The organism is uncultured Exiguobacterium sp., from assembly GCF_964277885.1.
GTDB lineage: Bacteria > Bacillota > Bacilli > Exiguobacteriales > Exiguobacteriaceae > Exiguobacterium_A.
Genome location: NZ_CAXYJR010000005.1, coordinates 469,166 through 481,236 on the forward strand (window position 1 = coordinate 469,166; position 12,071 = coordinate 481,236).

16 protein-coding genes and 1 riboswitch are annotated in these 12,071 nt (G+C 48.4%); of the genes, 11 read left to right on the forward strand and 5 right to left on the reverse strand.

Translation table 11 applies throughout. The annotated features are described in order from the left end of the window. Nucleotides 1-25: 25 nt before the first annotated feature. From sufB to ACHWTJ_RS04105, 7 genes are all read left to right on the forward strand, one after another. Entirely contained in the window at nt 26-1,423 is a 1,398-nt protein-coding gene (sufB, locus tag ACHWTJ_RS04075; protein WP_023469154.1) for a Fe-S cluster assembly protein SufB, read from the forward strand. A gap of 85 nt (nt 1,424-1,508) precedes the next feature. Further along, nucleotides 1,509-2,063, forward strand: a complete 555-nt coding sequence (locus ACHWTJ_RS04080; protein WP_394679165.1) for a dihydrofolate reductase family protein — start codon at nt 1,509-1,511, stop codon at nt 2,061-2,063. Nucleotides 2,064-2,140: 77 nt separating this feature from the next. Further along, on the forward strand, nt 2,141-2,983 hold the full coding sequence (locus tag ACHWTJ_RS04085) for a DUF72 domain-containing protein (RefSeq protein WP_035396384.1): 843 nt from the start codon (nt 2,141-2,143) through the stop codon (nt 2,981-2,983). 21 nt (nt 2,984-3,004) lie between these two features. Then, nucleotides 3,005-4,306, forward strand: coding sequence for a bifunctional UDP-sugar hydrolase/5'-nucleotidase (locus ACHWTJ_RS04090; protein WP_294749699.1), 1,302 nt, complete (start codon nt 3,005-3,007; stop codon nt 4,304-4,306). 62 nt (nt 4,307-4,368) lie between these two features. Next, entirely contained in the window at nt 4,369-5,268 is a 900-nt protein-coding gene (gene lipA, locus ACHWTJ_RS04095; protein WP_294740345.1) for a lipoyl synthase, read from the forward strand. A 94-nt stretch (nt 5,269-5,362) separates the two neighbouring features. Then, nucleotides 5,363-5,740 (forward strand): YutD family protein, encoded by a 378-nt coding sequence (locus ACHWTJ_RS04100; RefSeq protein ID WP_294740346.1) that lies wholly within the window; start codon nt 5,363-5,365, stop codon nt 5,738-5,740. Between the two features lie 85 nt (nt 5,741-5,825). Continuing rightward, complete coding sequence (locus tag ACHWTJ_RS04105; RefSeq protein WP_294740347.1) at nt 5,826-6,272, forward strand: general stress protein; 447 nt, start codon at nt 5,826-5,828, stop codon at nt 6,270-6,272. Nucleotides 6,273-6,308: 36 nt separating this feature from the next. Here ACHWTJ_RS04105 and ACHWTJ_RS04110 read toward each other — a convergent pair whose 3' ends face one another. Continuing rightward, nucleotides 6,309-6,584, reverse strand: a complete 276-nt coding sequence (locus ACHWTJ_RS04110) for a DUF3055 domain-containing protein (protein ID WP_294740348.1) — start codon at nt 6,582-6,584, stop codon at nt 6,309-6,311. Nucleotides 6,585-6,619: 35 nt separating this feature from the next. Then, nucleotides 6,620-7,600, reverse strand: coding sequence for a class II fructose-bisphosphatase (gene glpX / locus ACHWTJ_RS04115; protein ID WP_029342420.1), 981 nt, complete (start codon nt 7,598-7,600; stop codon nt 6,620-6,622). A 151-nt stretch (nt 7,601-7,751) separates the two neighbouring features. Here glpX and ACHWTJ_RS04120 point away from each other — a divergent pair, with 151 nt between their 5' ends. After that, on the forward strand, nt 7,752-8,195 hold the full coding sequence (locus ACHWTJ_RS04120; RefSeq protein ID WP_023469145.1) for a DUF86 domain-containing protein: 444 nt from the start codon (nt 7,752-7,754) through the stop codon (nt 8,193-8,195). 6 nt (nt 8,196-8,201) lie between these two features. After that, the gene (locus tag ACHWTJ_RS04125) at nt 8,202-8,966 is read left to right on the forward strand and encodes a TIGR01457 family HAD-type hydrolase (RefSeq protein ID WP_023469144.1); all 765 of its coding nucleotides are present in this window, start codon (nt 8,202-8,204) and stop codon (nt 8,964-8,966) included. A 42-nt stretch (nt 8,967-9,008) separates the two neighbouring features. Here ACHWTJ_RS04125 and ACHWTJ_RS04130 read toward each other — a convergent pair whose 3' ends face one another. After that, nucleotides 9,009-9,236 carry a NifU family protein gene (locus ACHWTJ_RS04130; RefSeq protein ID WP_012371190.1) on the reverse strand — a complete coding sequence of 76 codons (228 nt, stop codon included), beginning with the start codon at nt 9,234-9,236 and terminating at the stop codon, nt 9,009-9,011. A gap of 109 nt (nt 9,237-9,345) precedes the next feature. Here ACHWTJ_RS04130 and ACHWTJ_RS04135 point away from each other — a divergent pair, with 109 nt between their 5' ends. Further along, on the forward strand, nt 9,346-9,642 hold the full coding sequence (locus tag ACHWTJ_RS04135; protein ID WP_294740349.1) for a DUF1462 family protein: 297 nt from the start codon (nt 9,346-9,348) through the stop codon (nt 9,640-9,642). A gap of 41 nt (nt 9,643-9,683) precedes the next feature. Here ACHWTJ_RS04135 and ACHWTJ_RS04140 read toward each other — a convergent pair whose 3' ends face one another. Beyond that, on the reverse strand, nt 9,684-10,736 hold the full coding sequence (locus tag ACHWTJ_RS04140; protein ID WP_394679166.1) for an NAD(P)/FAD-dependent oxidoreductase: 1,053 nt from the start codon (nt 10,734-10,736) through the stop codon (nt 9,684-9,686). A gap of 92 nt (nt 10,737-10,828) precedes the next feature. On the opposite strand from ACHWTJ_RS04140, the gene ACHWTJ_RS04145 reads away from it, so the two are divergent. Continuing rightward, nucleotides 10,829-11,062 (forward strand): YuzB family protein, encoded by a 234-nt coding sequence (locus tag ACHWTJ_RS04145; RefSeq protein ID WP_023469141.1) that lies wholly within the window; start codon nt 10,829-10,831, stop codon nt 11,060-11,062. A 76-nt stretch (nt 11,063-11,138) separates the two neighbouring features. On the opposite strand, the gene ACHWTJ_RS04150 is transcribed toward ACHWTJ_RS04145, so the two are convergent. After that, a complete protein-coding gene (locus ACHWTJ_RS04150; protein ID WP_294749696.1) occupies nt 11,139-11,705 on the reverse strand; it encodes an ECF transporter S component in 567 nt (188 codons plus the stop codon). Nucleotides 11,706-11,860: 155 nt separating this feature from the next. Further along, nucleotides 11,861-12,003: riboswitch (FMN riboswitch) on the reverse strand. Nucleotides 12,004-12,071 lie beyond the last annotated feature (68 nt).

Sequence of the window (12,071 nt, forward strand, 5' to 3'; positions counted from 1 at the left end):
AAGCAAGTAAGAGGAGGAAATGAACATGGCAAAGAACATGCCGGAAATTGGCGATTATAAATATGGTTTCCACGATCGCGATATCTCGATCTTCCGTTCTGGACGCGGCTTGACGACTGAAGTCGTCGAAACGATCTCGAAAATGAAGGAAGAACCACAATGGATGCTTGATTTCCGTTTGAAATCACTCAAGATCTTCAACGAACAAGCAATGCCAGCGTGGGGTGGCGATCTCTCAGAATTGAACTTCGACGACATCACGTACTACGTCAAGCCGTCTGAACGTGCAGAGAAATCGTGGGATGAAGTACCGGAAGAAATCAAACGTACGTTTGATAAGCTCGGTATCCCTGAAGCAGAGCAAAAATACTTGGCAGGTGTCTCGGCTCAGTACGAGTCAGAGGTCGTCTACCACAACATGAAAGAAGACCTCGAAGAAATCGGTGTCGTCTTCAAAGATACAGATACAGCGTTAAAAGAGAACGAAGATATCTTCCGTGAGTACTTCGGAAAATTAATCCCGCCAACAGACAACAAGTTCGCAGCTTTGAACACAGCGGTCTGGTCAGGTGGATCGTTCATCTACGTACCAAAAGGTGTTAAAGTCGACACGCCGCTTCAAGCCTACTTCCGCATCAACTCGGAAAACATGGGTCAATTCGAGCGGACGTTGATCATCGTTGATGACGAAGCATCGGTTCACTACGTCGAAGGATGTACAGCACCGGTCTACACGACGAACTCGCTTCACTCAGCGGTCGTTGAGATCTTCATCAACAAAAACGCTTACTGCCGTTACACGACGATCCAAAACTGGGCGAACAACGTCTACAACCTCGTTACGAAGCGTGCGATCTGTGAAGCTGGCGCAACGATGGAATGGGTCGATGGTAACATCGGTTCGAAATTGACGATGAAATACCCAGCCGTCATCCTCAAAGGTGAAGGTTCACGTGGTATGACATTGTCAATCGCAATCGCTGGTAAAGGTCAACACCAAGATGCGGGTGCGAAGATGATTCACTTAGCACCGAACACATCGTCGACGATCGTCTCGAAGTCGATCTCAAAACACGGTGGTAAAGTCACGTACCGCGGTATCGTTCACTTCGGACGTAAAGCGACAGGTGCGCGTTCGAACATCGAATGTGATACGCTCATCATGGATAACCAATCGACGTCGGATACGATTCCGTACAACGAAATCCTCAACGACAACATTTCGCTTGAGCACGAAGCGAAAGTCTCGAAGGTCTCGGAAGAGCAATTGTTCTACCTCATGAGCCGCGGGATCTCACAAGAGGAAGCAACGGAAATGATCGTCATGGGCTTCATCGAGCCGTTCACGAAAGAGCTTCCAATGGAATATGCGGTCGAAATGAACCGTCTCATCAAGTTCGAGATGGAAGGTTCAATCGGATAATTCGTCTTACTCTCTCATCTACGGATGAGGGAGTTTTTTTCATGAAATGGTTATTGGGGTAAAGAGTGAAAAAGGAGGGATTACTATGCGTGACATCGTCTATTCCTTTCAAGTCTCGCTCGACGGTTATATCGAAGATGCGTCAGGTAGGATCGATTTCGCTTCACCAGACGCAGAATTACATCAGTATTTCAATGACTACGAGAAAGCGTTCGATACCCATGTCTATGGACGTCGTTTGTACGAGATGATGCAATACTGGGAGAAAGCGGATCAGGAAGACGAGCCGATTGTCGTTGAGTATGCGAAAACCTGGCAATCGCTTGAGAAGGTCGTCTTCTCGCGGACGCTCGACGCTGTCGAAGGAAAGGCGCGTCTAGCGAATCAGTCGCTTGCCGAGGAACTTCAAGCACTAAAAGCCTTGCCTGGAAAACAGATTGCGATCGGTGGGGCGACGCTTGCTGCTGAAGCAATTGAGCTTGGACTCGTCGATCGCTATCATATCGTGATTTACCCTGTTCTGCTCGGCGGTGGAAAACGAATGTTTCCGGTGCTTGATCAACCGCAACACTTAAAATTGATTAAAACACAATGCTTCGAATCAGGATGTATCATCCTCGAATATGAACGTTTAAATTGAAGCATTGAAGAAGAAATCCCGGATTCTGCTATGCTATGATAAACAGGTAGAATAGAACACGTAAGGGGGAGGAGCGCATGATATATATCGGTGTTACGGGCTGGGGAGATCATGATAGTCTCTACTTGACCCCGCAAGATCGTAAAGAGAAACTGGCTGCCTATGCCGGTCATTTTCCAGCGGTCGAGGTCGACTCGACATTCTATGCGATTCAACCGGAACGAAACTACGAAAAATGGACATCTGAGACACCGGACGGGTTTCGCTTCATCGTCAAGGTCCACCGGGCGATGAGTGGACATGACCGGGAGAATAAAGATCCGCTCGGTCCGATTTTTGAACAATATATCGCATCGATCGAACCGATGCGAAAGAGTGGAAAGATTGCAGCGATCCTCGTGCAGCTGCCACCTTGGTTCGATGTCAGCAAAATGCACTTGGAGTATTTGCAGACGATCCGAAAATCACTTGCTGGACTGCCGGTCGCGATTGAGTTCCGAAATCCATCGTGGTATTCGGAAGCTTATCGTGAGCGGACGCTCCGATTTTTGAAGGAACATCAGTTCATTCATACGATTTGCGATGAACCGCAGACCGAAGATGGTTCCGTACCATTCGTACCGGTCGTGACGCAGGAGACGGCATTCATCCGCCTTCATGGACGAAATAAAGCCGGTTGGTTAAAGAAACCGGGTCAAAGCAGCGACGATTGGCGAAAAGTCCGCTGTCTCTACCGCTACTCAGAAGACGAGTTACAGGAACTCGCAAGTCACGTCCGAAACGTGGCAGCGGAAGCAAAGGATGTCTATGTCTTCTTCAATAACAACTCAGCAGGAGATGCTGCCCCGAATGCGAAACGATTAATCGAGATTCTCGATCTCGACTATGAACTCGCGCCGCGACAAATCTCATTGTTTTAAATCATCAAGGGGGGCTTCTGCATGAAGTTACACATCATTCACTATAATGATCTGCATTCACACTTCGACATGTGGCCTCGCTACATGTCCTTCGTCAAGGAACACCGGACGTATGATTCGCTCGTTTTTGATCTCGGCGATCATGCGGACCGTGTCGATCCAGCGACGGAAGCAACAAAAGGAAAAATCAATACGCATCTACTGAATGCGTTGATGCCGACTGCCGTGACGATCGGGAACAATGAAGGCATCACGTTTCCGCATGACTGGTTAGCGAATCTCTATACGGAAGCGGACTTTCCGGTCCTCGTCTCGAATTTAGAAGCACCGTTTGCCAAGCAAGGAGTCATTCACGAATTACCGACCGGAAAAGTCGGCGTCTTTGGTCTGACGGCACCGTATATCGAACTATACGGTTTACTTGGTTGGACGATCGAAGAACCGTTTGATGTCGCGGCGCGTGAAATCGAGCGGTTGCGTCAAGAAGTCGACGTCTTGATTTGTTTAAGTCACCTCGGTTTCTATCAAGACGAAGAACTCGCGATGCGTTTTCCGGAGCTCGATTTGATCATCGGTGCGCATACGCATCATGTCCTTGATGACGGTGTCGTTAAGAACGGTGTCTTGATCACGCAAGCGGGAAAACATGGGCAATATGCAGGTGAGATCTACATGAATACGGATACTGGCGAGAAGGAAGCGGTCCTTCACTCCTTGCATGATTACGCCGAGGATGAAGCGACGGCAAAATTACTTGACCGGGAGCAGTATCTGGCGGAACAACAGATGAAGGAGCCGATTGGCGAGACATCGGGTCTAGCCAATGACTGGTTCAGTGAGTCGCCGTTTTCGCAGTTACTCGTCGAGACGATGCGCGACTGGTGTGATGCGGATATCGCTTGTGTCCCAGCAGGTATTCTGCTTGGGTCACTTCCACCAGGTCCTGTTTCTGCGTTTGACTTACATCGACTCTGTCCGCACCCGATCAATCCTTGTAAAGTGACGATGACTGGAGAGGAATTACAAACTTTCCTCGACGAAGTCAAAACAGATCAGTTCGAACAATTAAAGGTTCGAGGTCTCGGTTTCCGTGGTAAGTTGATGGGGCGGATGCATTATGCTGGTTTGGCGGCACATCAACCGCTTGAGCCAACACAAAACTATACGGTCGTCTTGCCGGATATGTTCACGTTCGGTCCACTCTTTCCAGCGATCAAAGAAATGCCCAAAGAATATTTCATGCCGGAATTGTTACGGGATTTGTTGTTCGAACGCTTATCGGAGAAGTCGGAATATAATGAATTGCATGTTCGCAAACCCTGATTGTTTGTTATACTAAAGCAGACATGAATTGACTTTTTGGGGATGAAGGGGGAAGCGAAACCATGGGACGCGGAGAAATCCAACGTAAACCGGAATGGTTGAAAATCAAGCTGAATACGAATGAAACCTACACAGAATTAAAAAGTATGATGCGCGAGAAAAAGCTACATACTGTCTGTGAGGAAGCAAAGTGTCCGAATATCCACGAGTGTTGGGCGGTACGCCGGACGGCGACGTTCATGATTCTCGGAAGTATCTGCACACGTGCGTGCCGTTTTTGCGCCGTGACGACAGGACGTCCAAACGAACTCGATCTCGAAGAACCAAAACGTGTTGCGGAATCCGTCCGTTTGATGAACCTGAAGCACGCAGTCATCACAGCGGTTGCCCGTGACGATCTGAATGATTTCGGAGCAGGCGTTTACGCTGAAACCGTCCGTGAAGTGCGTCGGATGAATCCAGAGACGTCAATCGAAGTCTTGCCTTCAGATATGGGTGGGAACTTTGAGGCATTGAAAACGCTGATCGATGCACAGCCAGACATCATGAACCACAACATCGAGACGGTCCGCCGTCTGACGCCGACCGTTCGTGCGAAAGCAACTTACGACCGGACGCTTGAATTCCTTCGTCGTTCGAAGGAACTCGCACCTGAAATTCCAACGAAGTCGAGCTTGATGCTTGGTCTTGGTGAGACATGGGAAGAGATTCTTGAAACGATGGATGATCTTCGCGCACATAACGTCGACATCATGACAATCGGTCAGTATCTCCAACCGACGAAAAAACACCTCGACGTCATCAAATACTATACACCACAAGAGTTCGCTGAACTGAAGCAGATTGCGCTCAGCAAAGGCTTCTCGCACTGTGAGGCAGGTCCACTCGTTCGTTCGTCGTATCACGCGGATGAGCAAGTCAACGCAGCGAAAAAGAATAAAACAGCACTTCCGATCGACTAATGATCAAAAACCGTTCGAGCAGTTGCTCGGACGGTTTTTCGTCTGCCAGGCGAAATGGAATATGCTATGATAAGAACAGCAGGAGGTGGGAATAATGATACAAGTCAATCGGGAACGTTATGAGGTCGTCGAAGAGAAGCGCGAAGGTTTTAATGAGGAAGCCTTCATCGGTCGTTTTAGCGATGTCCTTGAGAAATATGATTATATCGTGGGGGACTGGGGGCACGGTCAATTACGGCTACGTGGCTTCTATGAGGATCAACACGAGAAAGCAACATTCGATACGAAGATTTCGCATGTGGCGGATTATCTCTACGAATACTGTAACTTCGGATGTGCCTACTTCATCGTCAAGAAGATCGGATTGGTAGAAGGAGAAGAAGCACCACCTCGCTTCGACGGTTCTTCATCCAATACGTTGAAGTTGAAACGGAAGTTCGCACCTGCACCAGAGAAGGCGGAAGGCGAGTAATCAAACTGTCATACAGAAAAGCGTTTCTAGTGGACGGAATTCGGCTATTACTATAAGTATCATGTACCTATAGGGGGAACTATCCATGCGAATCGTTGGAATTTACTCATCCGTACCAGAAGTCGTCAGTGCCGTGCACGATCTCCGTGTTGCCGGTGTCGTCTCGACTGATTTAAAAGTCTTAGCGCACGACAAATACGATCTCGAACAAATCGAGGAATTGGCGGATCTGAACAACCAACAGACATCCACTCGTCTGTCGCAGGAAGATCATCGTAATCTCTGGCAGGAAATCAAAAGCATCTTTAAAAAGGATGATACGGTCTCTCATGGGGATGTTATTCGAGGAAGTGGCTTGACGAAGGAAGACGTCGATCGTGCGAATCATGCGGTCGAAAGCGGTCAATTTGTATTACTCGTCGGCGATGAAGCGGATCAGCATTCAGAGCGTCGTGCTCATGATGAGTCAGATAATACGAACGTCTTCAGTGGACCGAATACATTGAATGAACGAAACGATCGTCTCTTATAAGACAAAAAAGCCTTCGTCCACGGACGAAGGCTTTTTTCATAGACCGATGTAAGCGCGAAGATACATCTCGAGTTCCATGGCCGCATCGTCTTCGACGTCAAACGCCGTCGCGATGTAGCCAGGTTCATCAAAATCGTCCGCACCGATGATTGCATACCGGTTCGATAAAAGATTCAAGACAAGAATCTTACCGTAAAAATGTTCCGAGTGCGTGATGGCGAGATCAAACCGACTAGCTTCTCCGATCCAACTGACAAAGCGTGTCTTCGTTTGTTCGACATCATCATATAAAAAATCACGTTCTTCCATCATTCAGCTTCCCTCATTTCCCTAACATCTGTTTCAGATTAAAGGGTTTGGGGGACTTTTTGCAAGTATGGTTTACGCGATAGGCTATGCTCGGCGATGACTTTTCGAATCGTCCGTGTCTTTGAACGCATGACAAGGGATGTCGTCTCAACGATATCATCCGTCAAGAACTTAACGCCGTCGAGCATTTCGCCCGTCGTGACGCCGGTCGCGGCAAAGATACAGTCGTCGCTTTTGATGAGGTCATCAAGCGTTAAAAGTTGAAGCGGATCTTCAAGCCCCATCCGGATGACACGAGCGGTTTCTTCTTCGTTCATCGGATGTAAGCGTGCCTGCATGTCGCCGCCCATCGCTTTAACGGCAGCAGCCGTGATGACACCTTCAGGAGCACCGCCTGTACCGATGAAGATATCGATTCCTGTCGCAGGAGAGAGTGGTGCGATTCCAGCCGAGACGTCACCGTCTTCAAATAGACGAACGCGTGCGCCCATCCGCATCGCAGCTTCGCGGAAGTGATCGTGACGCGGGCGATCCTGCATGATGACCGTGACGTCCTCAATCCGTTTGTTGTTGTATTGAGCTGCTTTTTCAATGATGACTTCAAGTGGATCGTCGAGCGAGACGTGCCCCTTCAAGTTCGGTCCAACTGTTAATTTATCCATATACATATCCGGTGCGTGGAGCAGGGCGCCTTGATCGGCAACGGCGATGACGACCATCGCATTACCGAGCCCTTTGGCAACGATGTTCGTACCTTCAAGCGGGTCGACGGCGATGTCAACGATTGGACCGTTCGCTGTTCCGACACGTTCGCCGATGAAGAGCATCGGTGCTTCGTCGAGCTCACCTTCACCGATGACGACCGTTCCGTTCATGTTGACCGTGTTCAAGACTTCGCGCATCGCAGTCGTTGCTGCATCATCCGCTTCATTTTTCTTACCGCGACCAATCCATTGAGCAGAAGCTAATGCTGCTGCTTCCGTAGCGCGTACGATTTCCAGTGCGAGTTCCCGTTCCATGTATATAACCTCCACGTCACCAATGTGACATACTATTTTCAGCAAAAATCTAAATTGAGGATAACACATTGAGGAATGTGATGCAAATGACCTTTCTGCTTTTCAGGATTGCCGGATAACGATAAAATGGAGGATGTGAGGGGGAATGAAGATGTATTTCGTCAATCGTCAAAAAATCGAAGAGACGGTCGTCTGTTATGAGACGGCACTTCGACAAAGTAAGGAAGTTACGGGGGATCCGGTGACGACGGCACTGGCTATGGAGCGGATTGGTTTTTTAGTCATCGAGAGTGTCATCGACATCGGAAACAGTATGATTGATGGATTCATCATGCGGGATCCGGGAAGTTATGAAGATATCATCCTCATTTTAGAAGATGAGAAGGTGATCGATGGACCGCTCGCGACGAGTCTGAAGAAGCTCGTTGCGTTACGTACGTTGATCGTCCGGTCATTCACACAGTCGAGTATGGCGGAGATTCGGGCGGTACTTGAGACAGAGGAAGCAGAACTACGTCGTTTCCCGGAAGCGATTCGCCGGTATATTGAGACAGAACTCGGACCGGTGTCTGCATTTTTACCAAACGAGGAGTGAGTCAGGATGAAGGCAAAAGGCTATTTATTTGATTTAGATGGAACGATGTATAACGGAACGGAACCGGTAAAAGAAGCGGTCGATTTCGTCAATCGTCTGCAAGCAGAAGGCATTCCGTATTTGTTCGTGACGAATAATGCGTCGATGACGGCAGAAGCCGTGGCGGAGAAGCTACGCGGGATGGGTGTTCATTCCGATGCGAAACACGTCTTGACGAGTGCGATGGCGACTGGTCGTTATATCGCTGATCTATCACCGAAAGCGCGCGTCTATGCGATCGGTGAGACAGGACTGATCGATGCGCTTGAACGGGAAGGGTTAGACGTCGTCGCAACGGAAGCGGCAGATTACGTCGTCATCGGTCTTGACCGTCAGATCACGTATGAAAAACTCGCTGTCGGTGCCCTCGCGATTCGTGCCGGTGCGCGCTTCATCTCGACGAACGGAGACATCGCGATTCCGACAGAACGTGGATTCTTGCCAGGAAACGGTGCCTTGACGTCCGTCCTGCGCGTGACGACGGAGAAGGAACCGTTCTTCATTGGTAAACCGGAACCGGTCATGGTCGATATCGCAACGGAGATGATCGGTCTGTCAAAAGAAGACGTCATCATGGTTGGGGATAACTACCATACAGATATCCTATTCGGAATCAATGGAGGCATCCGGACGATGCACGTCAATTCTGGAGTCCATACACCCGTCTTCATTCAAGGTCAGGATCGTCAACCGACATATATGGTCGATACGTTAGCCGAATGGATTCTATGAATCAAAAAATCCCGAACGAGAATTCGTTCGGGATTTCATGTATTAGAAGACTTGTTCGACTTCAACGACGCCAGCGACTTCTTCAAGAAGGGCACGTTCGATACCGGCCTTCAATGTGATTGTTGAACTTGGGCAGCTACCACAAGCTCCCATCAAACGGAGTTTTACGATTCCGTCTTCTACATCTACGAGTTCAACGTCTCCTCCATCACGAAGAAGGAACGGACGCAATTTTTCAAGAACTTCATTCACTTGATCAAACATTTCCATGCGTAAACACATCCTTTCGTATAGTTTCATTGTAACAGGGTTGAAAAATGTTCTCAATCTGGAAAACTTGTATACTAAAGAGGAGAGAATTGAAAAGGGGGACTTCAAGATGGAAATCACGGTCTACGGAACAGCGGTCACTTGTCCGAGTTGTGTCGGGGCACCCAGCTCGGAAGAGACGTTCAGTTGGCTACAAGCCGTCCTCGGGCGGAAATATGAGCAAACGATGACGCTACGTTATGTCGATTTCGAGACAGCCACATCAGATCAATGGACGGAAGCCTTAAAAGAGGATGTCTATTTTTATCCATTGATCGTGCTCGATGATGAGATGATTGACGAGGGGTACGTCAAACTGAAGACGATTACGGCGGCGATTGATGCAAAGTTAAGTCAGACGGGATGAATGAAAAAGAGGTATCCCAAAGCTCGGGACACCTCTTTTGTTCATTTAATCTTTTTGTGTTTCCATAAGACACCGGACTTCAAGAGACGTGGGACTTTCCCCGTCAGCGCTTGCTTGCCCATCACGATCCCGAAACCATCTGATTTCCCGAGCGATCCGAGCATTCCGCGCAGTTTGATTTCTGGCAGTTTCGGCAATTTTTTCCCTTGCCACTTCGCTTGCAAGACGTCGACGACTTGTTCTGCCTGATGTTCTGCGAGTTGACCACTTGGCGCATACGGCAAGCTGGCACAATCGCCGATGACGAAGACATTATCGTATTCTGGTACGTGATGATGTGCCGTCAATTTGATCCGACCGCCACTGTCTGCAGCAAAGCCGAGATCACGAACGACTTTGACCGGTTGTGTACCTGCCGTCCAAATCGTCAAGTCAGATGGATACGTATCATCGCCGTTTCGGACGTCGTCCGCTGTGACGAGCGTGACGTTCGAATTGTTGATGACCTCCACGTCATGTTCCTCGAACCATTCTTGAACGTAAGATGAGACTTTGTCGGATAAGAACGACAAGACAGAAGGTCCGCGGTCGAACAGACGGATCGTTAAATCTTTTCGGCTCTCGTGCAGTTCACTGGCAAGTTCGACACCGGATAGACCAGCACCGACGATCGAAACGACGGATCCTGGTGATAGACCGCAAATCGCTTGTTGTGTTTTGCGCGACTCTTCAAGTGTCTGGATGCTATATGTAAATTCTTGAGCACCCGGAATGTTGTGGTATTTATCCTCGCAACCGAGGGCGATGATCAAGTCATCATAGAATAATTCTGATCCGTCCTGCAGGTGGACCGTATTCGTCTCTGGTGAGATTTTAATGACATGTCCATATTTATAAGTAAGATGTTTCCCCTCCGGAAATTCAATCCGGACATCCCGATCTGATAATGTACCTGCTGCGAGTGCGTAATATTCCGTTTTGAGTGCGTGGTATGGTAGACGGTCGACGAGCGTGACGGCAATTTCCTCGTCCTTGAACCGCTCACAAATCCGCATTCCACCATATCCTCCACCGAGTACGACCAATTGCTTCATAACGTAAAATCCCCCTTAGTTCCCCTAAATCAGTCTGACCTTGTATAATACGACATGAGGCAGGTCGTTTCCTGCTTGAAGGAGGAAAAAAAGTGAATCCGATTATTGAATTTTGTATCAGTAACTTAGCGGCGGGTACACAGGTCGTCATGGAGCAACTCGAACGTGACCCGAACGTAGACGTCGTCGAATACGGTTGCCTCGGCTATTGCGGGATTTGTTCGCTTGATCATTTTTGTCTCGTTGATGGTGAGACCGTCGTAGGCGAAACACCGGAAGAGTTGCTCGAGAAGATTTACCTGAAAATCGAAGAGAACGAGCTGTGAACAAAGACAGCAAAAAAATCCCCTCGTTCATCTGAACGAGGGGATTCGTGTCCGTCAGCGGGCGCAGCTTTTCGGATTAAGCGGATTGTTGACGGCGCATCATCCATGGTCGTAGTTTCAAGAACAGTGGAATGAAGAGTGCCGAGATAAACAATGCTTTAATGACGTTAAACGGTAAGATACCGGCTGTGATCGCTGTCCATTTGACAGCTGGATCCGCCATGTAGTCCATACCGAGGAACCATGCATACGCTGGAAGGATCAAGATATAGTTGAGGATCGCAAGACCGAGTGCCATCGTAATCGTACCAGCGATGAGACCAGTTGCGAGACCTTGTGTTGATTTCTTTTTGTGGTAGAACCAGCTGACAGGAAGCACGAATGCAACACCAGCAGCAAAGTTCGCAAATTCTCCGACCGGAACACCACTTCCGCGGAAGATATAGTACAACACGTTCTTCAATGCTTCGACGATGACACCTGCGACCGGTGAGAACATGATCGCTGCGACGAGAGCAGGAACATCACTGAAGTCGATCTTCAGATAGTTCGGTAAGAACGGTAGTGGAAAATTGATAAGCATAAGAACAAATGAGATTGAACCTAACATTGACAGAGTGACCATTTTTTGTGTGCGTTTCATACGAGTATTGTCTCCTTTTGCTCGTTCCTCTCGATGAAGTATTGGCATGACTGCGTCCATAAAGAAACCCCTATTGATGAGATCAACAGGGGAGAAGTCCGCATTAAATAAACCTAATCGATTGTTGCAAAAATCGATCAAATTCAAACTCATGCCGCCATCTTCTCCCATCCAGACTGTACTGTCGGCTCCTGAATTACACAGAATCAGCAAATAGCGCCCTATTCGCTCGCGGGCTTCAACTCAATAAGAGTTGTTTACCGCCGGTCGGGAATTTCACCCTGCCCTGAAGATGGAACGATTATTTTGTTGTACATACCATTTATACAACGAATTCAAGATAGTTTCAAGCAACTAGGTTTCGAT

Coding starts and splice junctions, on each gene's coding strand:
- sufB (WP_023469154.1), top strand. CDS start 26: ATGGCAAAGAACATGCCGGAAATTGGCGATTATAAATATGGTTTCCAC.
- ACHWTJ_RS04080 (WP_394679165.1), top strand. CDS start 1,509: ATGCGTGACATCGTCTATTCCTTTCAAGTCTCGCTCGACGGTTATATC.
- ACHWTJ_RS04085 (WP_035396384.1), top strand. CDS start 2,141: ATGATATATATCGGTGTTACGGGCTGGGGAGATCATGATAGTCTCTAC.
- ACHWTJ_RS04090 (WP_294749699.1), top strand. CDS start 3,005: ATGAAGTTACACATCATTCACTATAATGATCTGCATTCACACTTCGAC.
- lipA (WP_294740345.1), top strand. CDS start 4,369: ATGGGACGCGGAGAAATCCAACGTAAACCGGAATGGTTGAAAATCAAG.
- ACHWTJ_RS04100 (WP_294740346.1), top strand. CDS start 5,363: ATGATACAAGTCAATCGGGAACGTTATGAGGTCGTCGAAGAGAAGCGC.
- ACHWTJ_RS04105 (WP_294740347.1), top strand. CDS start 5,826: ATGCGAATCGTTGGAATTTACTCATCCGTACCAGAAGTCGTCAGTGCC.
- ACHWTJ_RS04110 (WP_294740348.1), bottom strand. CDS start 6,584: ATGATGGAAGAACGTGATTTTTTATATGATGATGTCGAACAAACGAAG.
- glpX (WP_029342420.1), bottom strand. CDS start 7,600: ATGGAACGGGAACTCGCACTGGAAATCGTACGCGCTACGGAAGCAGCA.
- ACHWTJ_RS04120 (WP_023469145.1), top strand. CDS start 7,752: ATGTATTTCGTCAATCGTCAAAAAATCGAAGAGACGGTCGTCTGTTAT.
- ACHWTJ_RS04125 (WP_023469144.1), top strand. CDS start 8,202: ATGAAGGCAAAAGGCTATTTATTTGATTTAGATGGAACGATGTATAAC.
- ACHWTJ_RS04130 (WP_012371190.1), bottom strand. CDS start 9,236: ATGGAAATGTTTGATCAAGTGAATGAAGTTCTTGAAAAATTGCGTCCG.
- ACHWTJ_RS04135 (WP_294740349.1), top strand. CDS start 9,346: ATGGAAATCACGGTCTACGGAACAGCGGTCACTTGTCCGAGTTGTGTC.
- ACHWTJ_RS04140 (WP_394679166.1), bottom strand. CDS start 10,736: ATGAAGCAATTGGTCGTACTCGGTGGAGGATATGGTGGAATGCGGATT.
- ACHWTJ_RS04150 (WP_294749696.1), bottom strand. CDS start 11,705: ATGAAACGCACACAAAAAATGGTCACTCTGTCAATGTTAGGTTCAATC.